The organism is Klebsiella sp. WOUb02 (assembly GCF_050058015.1).
Taxonomy (GTDB): Bacteria; Pseudomonadota; Gammaproteobacteria; order Enterobacterales; family Enterobacteriaceae; genus Klebsiella.
Genome location: NZ_CP170110.1, coordinates 281,866 through 297,389, shown reverse-complemented (window position 1 = coordinate 297,389; position 15,524 = coordinate 281,866). Strand labels below are relative to the sequence as shown.

The 15,524-nt window shown below is 45.5% G+C and carries 10 protein-coding genes and 2 pseudogenes; 2 read left to right on the top strand and 10 right to left on the bottom strand.

Translation table 11 applies throughout. The annotated features are described in order from the left end of the window. Positions 1 to 20: 20 nt before the first annotated feature. The 9 genes and pseudogenes from rffG to galF all read right to left on the bottom strand — a co-directional run bounded on the left by rffG (position 21) and on the right by galF (position 11,972). Positions 21 to 1,085, bottom strand: coding sequence for a dTDP-glucose 4,6-dehydratase (rffG, locus tag ABOC21_RS08030; protein WP_426814177.1), 1,065 nt, complete (start codon positions 1,083 to 1,085; stop codon positions 21 to 23). 71 nt (positions 1,086 to 1,156) lie between these two features. Next, a pseudogene (locus ABOC21_RS08025) lies at positions 1,157 to 2,069 on the bottom strand (glycosyltransferase family 2 protein). A 36-nt stretch (positions 2,070 to 2,105) separates the two neighbouring features. Next, positions 2,106 to 3,533, bottom strand: coding sequence for an undecaprenyl-phosphate galactose phosphotransferase WbaP (wbaP, locus tag ABOC21_RS08020; RefSeq protein ID WP_426814176.1), 1,428 nt, complete (start codon positions 3,531 to 3,533; stop codon positions 2,106 to 2,108). A 119-nt stretch (positions 3,534 to 3,652) separates the two neighbouring features. Next, positions 3,653 to 5,815: a polysaccharide biosynthesis tyrosine autokinase gene (locus ABOC21_RS08015; RefSeq protein WP_426814175.1), complete on the bottom strand. Its 2,163-nt coding sequence runs from the start codon at positions 5,813 to 5,815 to the stop codon at positions 3,653 to 3,655. A 17-nt stretch (positions 5,816 to 5,832) separates the two neighbouring features. Further along, the gene (locus ABOC21_RS08010; protein ID WP_426814174.1) at positions 5,833 to 6,267 is read right to left on the bottom strand and encodes a protein tyrosine phosphatase; all 435 of its coding nucleotides are present in this window, start codon (positions 6,265 to 6,267) and stop codon (positions 5,833 to 5,835) included. Continuing rightward, positions 6,267 to 7,406 carry a polysaccharide export protein gene (locus ABOC21_RS08005; protein ID WP_426814173.1) on the bottom strand — a complete coding sequence of 380 codons (1,140 nt, stop codon included), beginning with the start codon at positions 7,404 to 7,406 and terminating at the stop codon, positions 6,267 to 6,269. Before ABOC21_RS08005 ends, ABOC21_RS08010 begins: the two co-directional genes overlap by 1 nt. Positions 7,407 to 7,528: 122 nt before the next feature. Further along, positions 7,529 to 8,962 (bottom strand): capsule assembly Wzi family protein, encoded by a 1,434-nt coding sequence (locus tag ABOC21_RS08000; RefSeq protein WP_426814172.1) that lies wholly within the window; start codon positions 8,960 to 8,962, stop codon positions 7,529 to 7,531. A 1,029-nt stretch (positions 8,963 to 9,991) separates the two neighbouring features. Beyond that, a complete protein-coding gene (locus ABOC21_RS07995; protein WP_426814171.1) occupies positions 9,992 to 10,621 on the bottom strand; it encodes a phosphatase PAP2 family protein in 630 nt (209 codons plus the stop codon). A 460-nt stretch (positions 10,622 to 11,081) separates the two neighbouring features. Then, positions 11,082 to 11,972 carry a UTP--glucose-1-phosphate uridylyltransferase GalF gene (gene galF, locus ABOC21_RS07990; protein ID WP_426814170.1) on the bottom strand — a complete coding sequence of 297 codons (891 nt, stop codon included), beginning with the start codon at positions 11,970 to 11,972 and terminating at the stop codon, positions 11,082 to 11,084. An 886-nt stretch (positions 11,973 to 12,858) separates the two neighbouring features. On the opposite strand from galF, the gene ABOC21_RS07985 reads away from it, so the two are divergent. Further along, positions 12,859 to 14,445, top strand: a complete 1,587-nt coding sequence (locus ABOC21_RS07985; protein WP_426815437.1) for a TerC family protein — start codon at positions 12,859 to 12,861, stop codon at positions 14,443 to 14,445. Between the two features lie 284 nt (positions 14,446 to 14,729). Further along, a pseudogene (locus tag ABOC21_RS07980) lies at positions 14,730 to 15,218 on the top strand (REP-associated tyrosine transposase). Here ABOC21_RS07980 and ABOC21_RS07975 read toward each other — a convergent pair. Then, a complete protein-coding gene (locus tag ABOC21_RS07975) occupies positions 15,199 to 15,477 on the bottom strand; it encodes a hypothetical protein (RefSeq protein WP_426814169.1) in 279 nt (92 codons plus the stop codon). The pseudogene ABOC21_RS07980 and the gene ABOC21_RS07975 sit on opposite strands and share 20 nt — an antisense overlap. Positions 15,478 to 15,524 lie beyond the last annotated feature (47 nt).

Below are 15,524 nucleotides of genomic sequence, written 5' to 3'. Positions count from 1 at the left end.
TTTTTCCTTCCCTAAAGTAATTAATGAGACAGACCTAAGCGTTCACCAGCATATGAACCATCTTTTACACGACTCCACCATATTTCATTAGCCAGATACCACTCAACAGTTTTACGAATTCCACTTTCGAAGGTTTCCCGTGGTTTCCATCCTAACTCTTTATAGATTTTGTCGGCATCAATTGCATAGCGCATATCATGACCAGGGCGATCAGTAACATATGTGATGAGATCGGCATATTGTGTGACACCAGCAGGTTTAGCTGGAACAAGTTCTTCAAGTAGATGACATATAGTCTTCACAACATCAATATTTTTACGTTCATTATGCCCACCAATATTGTATGTTTCGCCAACCACACCTTCGGTAACAACTTTATACAATGCACGAGCATGATCCTCAACATATAGCCAGTCACGGATCTGACCACCATCACCATATACTGGCAGAGGTTTACCATCTAAAGCATTCAAGATGATCAAAGGTACCAATTTTTCCGGAAAATGGTACGGCCCATAGTTATTAGAACAATTAGTCACAATTGTTGGAAGCCCATATGTTCTTAACCATGCTCGAACTAAATGATCACTCGACGCTTTAGATGCAGAATAAGGACTGCTTGGAGCGTAAGGAGTCGTCTCAGTAAATAGATCATCAGTTCCGTGAAGATCCCCATAAACTTCATCAGTCGAGATATGATGAAAACGGAAATTTTGTTTTCCTTTCTCATCTAACTGATTCCAGTACGAACGTGCGGCCTCAAGCATCGTATAGGTTCCGATGATATTGGTTTCAATAAATTCAGCTGGGCCGTCGATTGAACGATCAACATGACTTTCAGCAGCCAAATGCATTACAGCATCTGGCTGTTGCTCATTAAAAACTCGGTCCAGTTCTGATCTGTCACAGATATTCACATGCTCAAAATTAAAGCGTGAACTGTCAGCAACTTCTTTCAACGACTCAAGATTACCTGCGTAGGTTAGACTATCAACTACCACGACTTCGTCGTTAGTATCTTTAATTATATGACGTACTACAGCAGACCCAATGAACCCAGCACCACCAGTAACAATTATTTTCATGTTGCCCTCTTATAGCAAAATAGTCCAATAATCATACGATTATCATATTAAATTAAGGATTAATTATAAAATCAAAAATCCCAATAGCGCTTGTGCATACTAAAGGATTTAATCATTTTTTTAGGTATCTTTTCATATCGTTGTCCTAACTTATATCCTAATATTTTCATAAAATTATTTATACATGCAATAGGTATCCAGTGAGGGGCATTTTTTAACAGAAACTTAATTTCAGAAAATATAAATTTTTTACCCTCCCCCCCTGCACCTCCAATACTTTGCCGAATCCAGGGTTCATCTTTGTGAAAAACACCAATATCAAAATAGCGTTTGAACTCTTCTGATGGGGTATAATTATGCGAATGTTGGACAGACTGCTTCTGCAACGTAGGCAACCTTATACCCAGCCAGCACGGCTTTTGCCGTGAAAAACATGTCTTCACAAAGAATCGTATCTGAAGGAAAACCGCCCAATTCTTTAAAAGTTGATAATCGATATGCAGAAAAAGAATTTGACATAAAAACGGTTTTCAGTCCCATATCTGGAACGTTTTCTTTACCGCAAACATATCCTTTTCCCGGATAGCTAAAACTTCTGGCATGCCTTGCCAGTGGGTTAGCATCCGTATGCGGCAACTGTCGACCATAGGCACACGCGATTCTATCATCAGAAAATACTGATATTATTTTCTCAATGAAATTTGGCTGCGGGATAGCATCCTGAGTCAAAAAAATAACTATATCATAACGATCAATATATTTTTCAACTGCTTGATTTCTGGTACCTCCGTGATTAAAATCATTTCCCGCGATAGTAACCACATCAAAACCGGCTTGTTCTGCGACGGAAACCGTATCATCTTTACTGGTGGAGTCAATAACATGTACAAACAAATCAGCAGGCGCATATTTTCGTATATTAGCCACAGCGGATTTCCATATTTCCCCGCCATTATAAGTTGGTATTGCAATATAGTATTTCATATTAAAACTCTTTATTTACTAATTTTAGGGATATGCTTAATACGCACCATCCTTTTTCAATACCACACCAATAGTCTTAAAGAGAATGGCAATATCATTCCACATTGACCAGTTTTTAACATACCATGCGTCGAGATATACCCTTGTTTCATAATCAACATCGCTACGTCCGCTGACTTGCCATAAACCAGTCATTCCTGGTTTACTTAGGAGGTAGTAATCAACTTCTTCATTATAGCGCTCCAGTTCTGCAGTGATAATTGGTCTGGGACCAACCAGACTCATTTCACCTTTAAGCACATTAAATAACTGCGGCAGTTCATCAAGGCTGGTTCTTCGAAGAAACCCACCAATTTTAGTAATTCGTGGATCGTTTTTTAATTTAAATGTCGCATCCCACTCATCTTTAGCAGCAGGATCATTTTTAAGTAACTCAGCCAGAACCTCTTTTGAATTAATAACCATAGAACGAAACTTGAGGCATTTGAAAGAACGACCGCCTTTCCCAATACGTTCATGCCCATAGATTGCCGGACCACCATCTTTTTTGACTTTACGACTGATATAGAGTAATGCAGGTGAAAGTAAAATAATAATTGCTAATGAACCGACAATATCAAAGAGACGTTTCAACACTCTTGACGACCATTTTGCAAGGTTTTGTTGAACACGAAATATCATAACTTCATGGCTGAAAATAAAAGACATATCGGTACTATCAAGTGGCATTCCGCGTAATGTTGGAATGACGGAGACGTAGCGGTAACCTTTGATCATAAAGTTTCTGAGCCATGTATTCCTTATTTCACTTTGGTGTGATTCTACTGCGACAATAAACTGTGTTTTTTTATCTTTTGTCGCCAACCAGCTTAAATCATTATCTAGTACCGGCAGACCATCAATCTGTTCACCTGCTGGTATCCCGCCATCGCTATGAATAAACCCGACAATGATTAACCCTAGGTTTCTCTCGCTATTAATTGCTTTATAGGCTTCATGTGCATTTATACCACTCCCTATAATCCAGGTATCACGCTGCCAGAGATTAAAGGCATCTAATACACGTTTGGTTATCATACGGGATACAGGAACTAAAAATAGAACAAACACCCAGGTCAGAACCCATAAATAACGAGAAAAAGACCAGGTCGTGAATGCCATCACTGCAATTTCAATAATGGCAAAAATAACTAATGTCCGCAAAATTTCCTTTAGTTCGAACCAAAATGTCTTACGATAAAAATAATGGCGCAGGCGCATTGAATACCATGCAACACAACAAAAAGCTAATAGTAAGTGTAATGCAACCCATCCATCAGTTTGACTTGCGGGAATTATTTTATCGTAGTCACTTAGACATATAGATAACAATCCCATCGCTAAATATATGGAAATTGTAAAACTAAGGAAGTCAGACAAGGCCAGGGCCACACTGACCAAAATATTCCTACCTAGAAGCGTCATGATTCCCTCTCAATGTTTATAACGCATTTTTCAGAAACTATTAATATTAATTAACTGTGCTAAGAGAGATCTGAAATAAGCCGGGCTAATAACTAATAGCCCGACCATAATTATTGAGATTATTTATCGTCGGTATATGAATAGCCATAGTGGCTATAACCATAACCGTAATAACTGCTCGCTTTTTTCATAACCCCATTAAGAATACAGCCTTTTACCATAACTCCACTCTGCTCAAATCGTTTGAAACTAACCTCAAGTTCTTTAGCTGTATTCTGTTCAAAACGAGCGATAAGAAGAGTTGTGCCTGCATAATTTCCAATAATTGCCGCATCAGTTACTGCAAGGATTGGAGGAGTATCGAGTATAATAATGTCATAATTTGAACTTGCCCAGGTTATTAGTTCGCCAAATCTACGATGCATAAGAAGCTCTGCCGGATTTGGTGGAGCTATACCTCGCGAAATAAAGTCAAATCCAATCTGGGAAACATTTTTAATAGTTTTAGACAACTCAACTTTTCCCGACAAAAAATCAGAAAGACCATTTTCATTTGAAACATTAAATATCTTATGGGTGTATCCTTTTCTCATATCAGTATCAATGAGAAGAACTCTTTTATCTGTTTGCGCAATAACAGCTGCAAGATTAGTACTGACAAAAGTTTTACCAGCATTAGGACTTGCACCCGAAATCATTAATACATTATTACGGGCTTCCATCATCGCAAAATGTAAACTTGTACGTAATCCACGAATAGCTTCAATAGCTAAATCAGCAGGATTTTCAAGAGCAAGAAATCCCTGAAAATCGCCATGATTTTTTTTTCTCCAATCACGGGAAAGGATCATTTTCTTTGCAAAAGCTTCTGACACAGGAATACTTGCATAGACATTAATGCCTAATTCTTCGAGCTGCTCAGGACTTTCGATACCTCGACGTAAAAATACACGAAACAGGACTAATCCTATTGAAGCCATAAGCCCAAAGACTATCCCAACGAGAAGCACAAGTACCTTCTTTGGTTTTACTGGTTTTGGCTGTGCGACGGCATTATCAATTATTCTCACATTACCAATAGCACTGGATTTAGCAATACTCAATTCCTGTTGGCGATTTAAAAGCTGCATATATACCGCCTGCCCGGAATCTACATCTCTGCTGAGCCGTAAAATTTCTTGTTGCGTTTTTGGCATAGCAGATACGCGTTGATTAAGTTTCCCTTTTTCATCTTGCAAAGTTTTCCGTTTTTCCATCAAAGCTTTATACGTTGGATGTTCTTTTGTGTACAGCTGAGATATTTCAGACTCACGGAATGTCAATTCATTTAGCTGATTATCGACATTAACAATTTGTTCAAGAACCGATTTAGCTTCCAACGATAAATCAACTGAATCCTTTTGGCGACGATACTGATTTAATTTATCCTCTGCAAGATCGAGATCAGCTCTTACTTTCGGTAACTGGATATTGAGAAAATCCAAACTTTTAGCATCTTGCGCTGCCTGACGAGAAATATTCTGAGCTAGGTAGTTATTACTAATGCTATCGATGATTTTCACGATCAAATCTGAATCATCACCTGTCAGTGACAGCGTTAGCATTCCCGTATCTTTACCTTCATCAACCACTGTGAATAAATTCTGCAGGTCAGTAATAGCTTTCAGTTTAGTTACATACGAGATTGTAAACTCAGTTCCTGGTTTCGCATCAATTTCATCAATTTTCAGCGAAATATCTTTTCCATCTAAAAGCTCGCCGATTTTTCCTTCTAATTGCTTACCTTTATAGTTAATAACGTAATGAAAACTATCCTTAACCAGAAGATTTAGCTCAGGAGTTTCATTTTCATCGTCTCGCATATATAATCTAGAAATAGATAAATGTCCTGGTTTCTCCCCCATAAGTCTTGACCAGCCTTTTCCGAATATAGGGAAATAGTTCTGGACAGCCCGTGCTTGCAAATTCAGGTCGCTGACTGTTTTTCCTAAAATCATACGAGACTGTAACAAGGTGATCTCAGGTGCTGAACTTGGCTGGCTATCTGGTAGCATCTGGCTTAAATTGCTGAGAATGGCATTTCCTTGTTTTTGCTCAACCTGAATCAAAGCATCGGCTTGATATATAGGCGTTGCAAAAAGCGCATATACCAACGCAATTAGAGTGAATAATGCAGTAACAGAAATAATGAGCTTTCTGTGATCAATAAGTTCTCCGATTAAACGGCCCAAATCGATTTCATCTGCATCTTTCGTGACAGATTTGTTTGTAACTGGAGACATGCGATAATCCCTGATAGTTATGCGCCTAATTTTTGAACCCAGAGCAAACCAGCTTGCTCTATCAATTGATATACAGAAGCGAATGCTTCTTCACTTTTACGATACGGGTCAGGGATCTCTCGATGACCCATCCACTCGCCAAAAAGTATGATTTTCCCTCTTGCTTCCGGAGCTATACGACAAATTTGCTCAATATGGGATTTTTCCATCACCAGGATCAAATCGTACTGCCGTGCTAGCGAAGAAGTAAACTGTTGCCCTTTATGTCCCTCAAGTGAAAGGCCATTATGAGCAGCAATTTTGATCGCACTACTATCAGCATCATGATCCACAAGAGCACTTGTACCCGCAGAGTCTATTCTTTTATTCGGGAGCGCCCGTCGTAAAAGTCGTTCCCCTATAGGGGAACGACAAATATTACCTGTACACACAACGAGGATAGAATCAAACATTAATTAGGCCATCTCTTAATATAACGAACTGTTTCGGTCATATCATGAACACCGGTGATCGTTGGGACAAGCTGAGAAATAACACGGTTCCAGCGAACAAGAGGAGCGGTAGTAACATACACAATATCATATGGTTGTAACTGGAACTCCGTTCCCAGAACCATAGCTGATGCATCTTGTGCATTTAATTGATAAATATTTGCAATCTTACCTTGTTTGTCGCCTTTCAACTGGCGAACAACAAAAATTCCTGTTGCATCACTCATTGACTGAGAGATACCTTCGGCATTACCCAATGCTTCAGCAAGCGTCATACCGCTACGATCCATCTTCATGGTGCTCTGCTTGCCTACTTCTCCCATCACAAACACTTTTAGATCGTCATTACGGGGGACAAACAGAATATCGCCAGGGTACAGTAGATGATTCTGTGTTAAATCTCCTTTCTGCATTAAGGCATACAATGAAATGTTGGTATCTTTACCATTATGCGTCAGAACTACATTCCGCCAATCTGCATCGGCAGCCAATCCACCCGCGGCATTGATCGCATCCATAACGGTTAGGGGAATATTAGTTATCGCCTGCTTGCCTGAAGTCGTCACTTCACCGGTAACATAAACTTTTTGTGAACGAAATGCGGCGATACTCACATCTACCTGTGGGCTTTCAATATAGGTGTTAAGACGGTTCGAAATCTCCTGGCGTACCTGGCTCAACGTTTTGCCCGCCACCTGAACCTTACCGATATAGGGATAGAAAATCGTGCCGTCGGCATTAACCCAGTTCCCGGTATCACTGGCGCTACGGTACTGGCCCGCTGGCGTTGTCAACTCTGGATGATCCCACACGGTTACCATTAAAACATCACCCACCCCAATACGATACTCATAACTTTTCAGTAGATTATCTAACTGGGGATTGGACTGAGCCATCACAGTTTCCGGACGTAACATATCGATTAGGCCTGGTGTTAGCGGATAAACGTTAACCAGCTTATCCAGATCGTAATCACTATCCGGTAGTTCAACCACATTCTTGCGCAGACTATTTAATCCCTGGCCTGGAATAATGGTACAACCCGCTAAAAACCCAATTGCCAATGCTAATGCCGAAAATCTAACAATTTTTTTCTTCATAATGTCACATCATCAGTAAACCAAAATTTGCCAATTCCTGAGCTGCTATCCATCCGCCAGTTTGTTGCCATCTGACTTAGGAAGAGAACATCACTTTCTCTTCGATACTCGCAGCAGTCAGCCTATAAACTAAACGGTATTTCAATCCCTGCACTGGCCCCGACATCATCGCTATCGCTGTGGTTTGCATCGGTATACCAGAGTGAGGTATTCAGTCGTACGGTTTTGTATACGTCTCCACTCCACCCTAACTGCACGCCTTTCAATGTGTCCGAGTGCGGAAACGCCTTATTAATCGATTGATTCTCGGGATTAACCTTAGCGAAGACTAAACGCGTGCTCCAACGCTGGTTGTCTTCTGTGACCAATTCCACTTTTCCGGCGAATAGTTGCCCATCCCCCCCCATGGCGTCTCCTAATGGATAGCCCTGCTGGTAATAGCCATCTTTATAAATATGATGTGTATATGTATAGTTTGTACGACTCATATTACTACGAGTGTCGTGCGCTTCTACATACCAGTTAACCGCGTCTTTCCCCCAGCCGTGATGCCCCTCAATACCACCGAGGAACATATTAGCAGAGGGCAGTCCACCCGCTTCATCCTCACCAATCATCTGCCCATACAGGCTTACCGGCAAGCCCAGCGTCGGCTCAAGCTTTAATTTGAAATCAAATCCTGCCAGCTGGTTGCCTGGTTCATTATCGGTACCGGTGTTATCCTGCCCGGTGAAGCCATCCCAGAAGCTGCTGAACGACTGCGGCCGCCCTTCCCCACCCCACTGCATAATACGAGATGCGCCCAGTTCAAGGGACTGGAACGGCGTGAAGGTCAAGCGACCACCGATAATCTTGGTATGCGGCACTGCGGTATATTGATTCATCTGGCTGGCAGAAATCTGATACTGCCATGGGCCAATCCAGCGAAGCCACCAGGTTTCCGGTGCGGCCTGCTCGGCGCGCTGCATTAAAAACCCGGTCATCGGCCTGGCGGCGTCGCCGCGGATCAGGCTACCTTCATAGCCAGGCCCCCACCACTGCTGCACCTGTCCAAACGACAGCCACTGGTTCCAGAACTTCACGGCACCATAGGCGCCATTCGCGTTGAAGCGGGAACCGTTGCTGATTCGCTCTCCGCCTTCTACATTTCCCTGGAGATGAACGTCCCACCATTCACCGCTGTTATTGAAGGCCAGCGAAAGCGAGTTATCTGCAGGTTGCCCTTGACCAAAACCCTGCGGCGTTCCGGGCCGGTCAGTCGAGGTATAGCCGTTGACGCGGAAATCTGCTTTAAGGGATGAAAGGCGTTGATTAATGCGCGCCAGGACAACTTGTTCAGATGAGTAAGAAGGTTTTGCCTTATTCAATGCGCGAGTAATCTCTTCCTGGCTCAGCGGCCAGGTTGAAAGGCTAAGATGGATAACACCTCGGTCGGATAGCCAAGCCAGGTCGTTTCGTAGTTCATTATCATTGGTGACCAGACCAGAGGCAAAAGCCTGCGAACTCACCGAGGTAAGCAGCCCGAGAGCAAGTGCAATACGCGCAATTTTCATCATTATCCAAGATCCATTTTTTAGCCCCCCCACAGCAAACAGAGGTGATTGCGGGGAATGTAGGTATTGAGAGCGTACTCTGACGCCGGCCTTCAGTATGTTTGTGCCGCATCTATACTGCAGCAAAGCTCACCAGGGAGCAGCAAAGCAAACCGTCGGTGAAACATTGCCGCCTCAGCAGTTGATAATCGTTCATATCGTATATAATGCAAGCAAAAAGCGCACGTAACATTATCAAGAACTATTTTTTGCTGTGTTTAACCCTGGCTGACAGGCTGCCGCGGATTGCGGCCGGCTATCCTCTGAAAGCGACCCAGTATATACGGGTAATCAGGATATGCACCCACGAAGGCAGGTTTTAGGAATTTCGAACGCCTGAAGAAGGCCTTGCTGAAAGGATTCGAGTACTTTCGGAACGCTACCGCCCTTGGCTTAACAGCTACCAATGCACTGTACTTCCCTTTTAAGCTAATTGACCGACTTCATGTCCGTCGAATAATTAATCACTTACTATAATTTTAGCGGCATCAAGTTTACGAGATTCTGCAGCTAAATGGGAGAGCAAATGAAAATTATTCACTCATTAAAAGCCTTCTTACCAGCGGAGAAAAGCAAACACACTCCAGACATTAAAATTATTAAGCAACGCCATAGAAGTTGTTGGCCAACATTCATCACCGCAAAAAAACAAACGTAACTCATTGTTTTAAAACATCTTAATCTATTATTGTCACTAATGAATCCATTCGTTATTCGCTCCGGTCAACTACAAAATTTAATAGATTTCGTTTGGTTATTATACTTGACAAACTTAATTTAAAATCAGACGGCAATCTTATCGCTCTATTTAGGAATCATCTCACAAGCATTATAAAAATCAGGGATATCGCTCGCGATGTAGTAACAGTTATTTATTTCATGAATATGAATCCGCTTCCACCTGATTAATCAATCTGCAGCGATCCTGATGCTAGCGCTATGCCTGAGATAATGAGCGATATCCGTTAGCTCAACGCCATGTCTTTGACGCAATCAATAAAAATGCTTATGCAGATCCGCGCGGGTAAATGGCTTATCCAGAGGACCGATCTTCACCGCAATCTCACCCAGTAATGACTGAGTTGGCGCTTTTACGCCGGTATTAAGCAGCATAATGGGGATCGCAATCACGCTGAATACCCCGCTCCATGAAAGCTGTGCATTGCCTGCACGCGCTGTCCGCGATTGCAGCAGGAGAAATAACGCGCTACCGCTCGCCCCCAGCAGCAGGCCGGCGACCACTTCCGAGGTGGAGTGAGCGTGAATCATTAATCTGGAGTAACCCACCAGCGTCGCAAGGGCATAACCAACCACGATGGCAGCACGACGCACTCCCGTCGTGGCGCGAGATGAAAGGAGCCACAGGAAAATCGGCCAAAATGCGGCTGACAGAGCGGTATGCCCGCTAAAGCCGGTGAAATCGATTTCACGAATACCGATACCCCAGCCCATAAAGGCCAGTTTTGATGCGCTAACGATAGCGCCAGTGATACCGAACAGGAGCGCCCACTGACAGGCCACCTGCCGGGAGGGTGCACGCAGGAATAACACAATCAACAGAGCCGCCGCGCTGGGTAACAGCACGGTGCTATCGCCAAAAAAAGAGACAAATTGCCAGCTCATTTACTTTTCATCCTTTGACGATTTCTCCTGTTCATAGCGTTTTCCACGTTATTTATGTGGGAATGCATACCCATAAACTTCACATTTTTATGCATTCATAACCGTTGTTTAATGCGTAAGTATGATCTCAGTCAAGTTTTATTTTTTTATGATCGCCGGAACCAAGCATTTTTTTGAGAATAATCTCACTAAGTAGCTCTTCGTAAAGATTAAATTTTGCTCGTCTGACCATTACGTCATCTTGCCGTTATCCGTGCAGACCATATTCCATGCTGTGTATTTCGGAATAATTTATTGAAACAATCATCCAAAAAATCACAAAACATTGATAATATTAGTTTTTTATATAAATATTACTTTTTAACTTAGCGATAGCGAACCGGCTACGGAAGCGACGAAGGATTTACCTTCATAATTATACTTCCGTAGACCGATATTTCACGCTGCTGCCGTCACGTCGTTACGCCAGCAGTTTTTTGATGCTCTCGCGGAATTTATTGCCTTCTTTATGGTTACGCAGCCCGTAATTAACGAATGCCTGCATATAGCCCATCTTCTTACCGCAATCGTAGCTCTCTCCGGTCATCAGCATCGCATCGACGGACTGCTTTTTCGCCAGCTCGGCGATGGCATCCGTTAGCTGAATACGACCCCACGCGCCTGGCGCAGTGCGCTCCAGCTCGCTCCACACGTCGGCGGACAGGACGTAACGCCCTACGGCCATCAGGTCGGAGTCGAAGGTCTGCGGCTCATCCGGTTTCTCGATAAACTCCACAATGCGGCCAATCTGCCCTTCTGTTTCCAGCGGTTCACGGGTCTGAATAACCGAATACTCTGACAGATCGCCTTGCATTCTCTTCGCCAGCACCTGGCTGCGGCCCGTTTCGTTAAAGCGGGCCACCATCGCCGCAAGGTTGTAGCGCAGCGGATCGGCGCTGGCATCGTCTAGTACGATATCCGGCAGCACGACGACAAACGGGTTATCGCCAACGATCGGGCGAGCACAAAGGATAGAGTGGCCTAAGCCCAACTGCTGCCCCTGACGCACGTTCATAATAGTGACACCCGGCGGGCAAATAGCCTGTACTTCGGCCAGCAGCTGACGTTTTACGCGCTGTTCGAGCAGCGCTTCCAGCTCGTAGGAGGTATCAAAATGGTTTTCGACTGCATTCTTGGATGAATGGGTAACCAGCACAATTTCCTTGATGCCGGCGGCAACAATTTCGTCAACGATGTACTGAACCATTGGTTTATCAACGATCGGCAGCATCTCTTTGGGGATCGCCTTAGTTGCCGGTAACATATGCATACCTAACCCTGCTACCGGAATAACCGCTTTCAAACTCGCCATTCTCTTATCCATCCGTAAGTTATACATCTTTCTATGCCTGTCAGACCGCATGTATCAACGGCATTTATTCCCGATAATACAGGTTTGCGACCGACCCGACTTTCCGTCAAATTCTGAATTTACGCGTTTAACCAGAGAATACACTTAAACTATGACGACCGACAGGCCGATTTGAGAAAATTCTTATGCCATTTATTTCGTTGGATCGCAAGGCATGCTCATCGTGACTCGTCGATTTAGCTGTCAATGTTCACCTATAAGCCCCAGGCATGTGTTTATATACACTAAAAACGGCCAACTCATTAATAGACATAGTGATTATAAAAACTCACAATCCTGAATAGACCACTACGTAGTTTCCAAAACATAGTTAAAAAGAGCGTAAAACAGAGTTATTTTGCAATATTATCCATATAACTGGTCAGACGATACGTCTGCTATTGCGATATAAATCTATCAATATCTTCAGATATAAACGGATATTTCATAAGCCGCGCAATCAAGCAGTAGGAAAAACTATTAATGTATCTGATACAGAAAATAGCGCTGGTTCATTACGTCGTAGCCCGATGTTCTCCCCCCTACTGACGGATGCCGATGATGCTCTGCGATATAACGCCTTTAGCACTCAGGGTAACAATAAACCATCTACCATCGGCGATCCTGATTTCAATAGCTTATGACCAGGATAATTCGCGTAAATATAAGCCATAGCGTTTATCTTTTACCCGCTGGAATATTTATCACGATTGCTTTTATTTGTATCAAATCCCAGCGACGGCGGGGGCTGAGCGGGCATAAGCGGGATAATTCGAGTTGCAATTTAGCGGTCGCTTATCCATGATCGACGGATGGCACGCTTATGTTGGAAAGGTTTTAACGAATGATGGAATGGATTGCCGACCCCTCGATCTGGGCAGGGCTGGTAACGCTTGTCGTTATTGAGCTGGTGCTTGGGATTGATAACCTGGTGTTTATCGCGATTCTTGCCGAAAAACTTCCCCCCGCCCAGCGCGATCGCGCCCGGGTGGTTGGCTTGATGATGGCCATGCTGATGCGCCTGCTGCTGCTGGCCTCGATATCCTGGTTAGTCACCCTGACAAAACCGCTGTTCACCTTTCACGATCTCAGCTTCAGCGCCCGCGACCTGATCATGCTGTTCGGCGGGTTGTTTCTGCTGTTTAAAGCCACTGTCGAGCTTAACGAGCGCCTCGAAGGTAAGGACAGCGATAATCCGGTGCAACGCAGAGGAGCGCGCTTCTGGGGCGTGGTGGCGCAGATTGTGGTGCTGGACGCCATCTTCTCGCTCGACTCGGTGATTACCGCGGTCGGCATGGTCGATCATCTGGCGGTGATGATGGCGGCGGTGGTTATCGCCATGAGCCTGATGCTGCTTGCCAGCAAGGCGTTAACCCGCTTTGTTAACAGTCACCCGACTATCGTTATCTTATGCCTCAGCTTCCTGTTAATGATCGGCTTTAGCCTGATCGCCGAAGGGTTCGGCTTCCCGATCCCGAAAGGCTATCTGTACGCGGCAATTGGCTTCTCGGTGATCATTGAGTCGCTAAACCAGCTGGCGCTGTTCAACCGCCGTCGCTTTCTCTCGGCCAATCTGACGCTGCGCCAGCGCACCACGGAAGCGGTGATGAGCCTGCTGAGCGGACACAAGGAAAACGCCGAGCTGAATACCGACACCGCGGCGCTCATCGTCAATCAGGAAGACGGCCCGCTGTTCAACCCGCAGGAGCGGCGGATGATTGAGCGGGTGCTTAATCTCAACCAGCGTACCGTCAGCAGCATCATGACCTCGCGCCACGATATCGAGCATATCGATCTCAGCGCGCCGGAAGCCGAGATCCGCGCGCTGCTGGAGAAAAACCAGCATACCCGGCTGGTGGTTACCGGCGGGAAAAATGACGAAGACCTGCTGGGCGTGGTGCACGTTATCGACCTGCTGCAGCAGTCGCTGCGCCACGAACCGCTCAACCTCCACGTTCTGCTGCGTCAGCCGCTGGTATTCCCCGAAACGCTGCCGCTGCTCCCGGCCCTCGAGCAGTTTCGTCATGCCCGTACCCACTTTGCCTTCGTGGTCGATGAATTCGGCTCCGTTGAGGGGCTGGTGACGCTGAGCGACGTGATGGAAACGATTGCCGGTAATCTGCCGAATGAGGCGGAAGAGATTGACGCCCGCCACGATATAACCAAAGACCCTGACGGCAGCTGGACGGTCAACGGCCATATGCCGCTCGAAGATTTAGTCCAGTACGTTCCCCTGCCGCTCGATGATAAGCGCGAATATCACACCGTCGCAGGCCTGCTGATGGAGTATCTCCAGCATGTGCCTGAAGCCGGAGAAGAGGTTAAGATTGGCGATTTTATCCTGCGTACCCTGCAGGTTGAAAGCCACCGGGTGCAGAAGGTGCAGATTATTCCCCCGCCGGTGCATGACGACGAGCTGAATTACGAAGTGTAATTGCCCGTAGCCACCGGATACTCCCCGGTCGCGCTGCGCTTACCGGGGCTACGAAGCGTATGCGATCGCGTAGCCCGGATAAGGCGCTCGTGCCGCTAACCGGGAAAGCCCCTGGTGATAACAGTTAAATCCGCATTCAGCATCTGGCCCGCTTCCCCCGGTCGCACTGCGTATACCGGCATTTTGCGAGCCATTTGCCAATCCTTTCTACTGTTCATGGCCTACGCGCTTATCCCAATTTATTCTCCCGCTGCAGAGACCACATCTCACATAAGGAGCCTTCTTTGGTCGCCTATCGCCGCAACTATATTCATGGTGCAACCTGGTTTTTTACCATCAATTTACGCAACAGGAAAAGCGAGCTTCTGACTCAGCAGGTCGCAGCCTTACGTCACGCGATTATGACCGTTAAACGGCAAAAGCCTTTTTATATCGACGCCTGGGTTGTACTTCCGGAGCACCTGCATTGCATCTGGACCTTGCCGGACAACGACTGTGATTTTTCGGGGCGCTGGCGGGACATAAAGGGATGATTTTCCAGAACATTAAGACAGAATAACGTCTGGCAGCCTCGTTTCTGGGAACATACGATTCGCAATCAGCAGGATTATCGCCGTCACGTCGATTACATCTACATGAATCCGTTCAAACATGGATGGATAAAACAGATACAGGACTGGCCATTTTCAACCTTTCATCGGGATGTCCGGCGCGGGCTATATCCTGCTAACTGGAGCGGAGAGGTGGATGATTTCACCTGTGGCGAACGTTGATGACCGTCCCCGGTCGCGCTGCGCTTACCGGGGCTATGGGGCGAGTGCGATCGCGTAGCCCGGATAAGGCGTCTGCGCCGCTATCCGGGAAGCTATCGGTGATAACCTTTAGACCCGTATTCAGCATCTGGCCAGCTTCCCCCGGTCGCGCTGCGCTTACCGGGGCTACGGGGCGAATGCGATCGCGTAGCCCGGATAAGGCGCTTGCGCCGCTATCCGGGAAGCTATCGGTGATAACCTTTAAACCCGTATTCAGCATCTGGCCCGCTTCCCCCGGTCGCGCTGCGCTTACCGGGGCTACGAAGC

Bases quoted from the DNA above. Each gene is read 5' to 3' on its own strand.
- ABOC21_RS08015 (WP_426814175.1), bottom strand. From the start codon at position 5,815: ATGTCTCCAGTTACAAACAAATCTGTCACGAAAGATGCAGATGAAATC.
- ABOC21_RS07975 (WP_426814169.1), bottom strand. From the start codon at position 15,477: ATGCTGAATACGGGTTTAAAGGTTATCACCGATAGCTTCCCGGATAGC.
- rffG (WP_426814177.1), bottom strand. From the start codon at position 1,085: ATGAAAATAATTGTTACTGGTGGTGCTGGGTTCATTGGGTCTGCTGTA.
- ABOC21_RS08010 (WP_426814174.1), bottom strand. From the start codon at position 6,267: ATGTTTGATTCTATCCTCGTTGTGTGTACAGGTAATATTTGTCGTTCC.
- ABOC21_RS08000 (WP_426814172.1), bottom strand. From the start codon at position 8,962: ATGATGAAAATTGCGCGTATTGCACTTGCTCTCGGGCTGCTTACCTCG.
- galF (WP_426814170.1), bottom strand. From the start codon at position 11,972: ATGGCGAGTTTGAAAGCGGTTATTCCGGTAGCAGGGTTAGGTATGCAT.
- ABOC21_RS07985 (WP_426815437.1), top strand. From the start codon at position 12,859: ATGGAATGGATTGCCGACCCCTCGATCTGGGCAGGGCTGGTAACGCTT.
- wbaP (WP_426814176.1), bottom strand. From the start codon at position 3,533: ATGACGCTTCTAGGTAGGAATATTTTGGTCAGTGTGGCCCTGGCCTTG.
- ABOC21_RS08005 (WP_426814173.1), bottom strand. From the start codon at position 7,406: ATGAAGAAAAAAATTGTTAGATTTTCGGCATTAGCATTGGCAATTGGG.
- ABOC21_RS07995 (WP_426814171.1), bottom strand. From the start codon at position 10,621: ATGAGCTGGCAATTTGTCTCTTTTTTTGGCGATAGCACCGTGCTGTTA.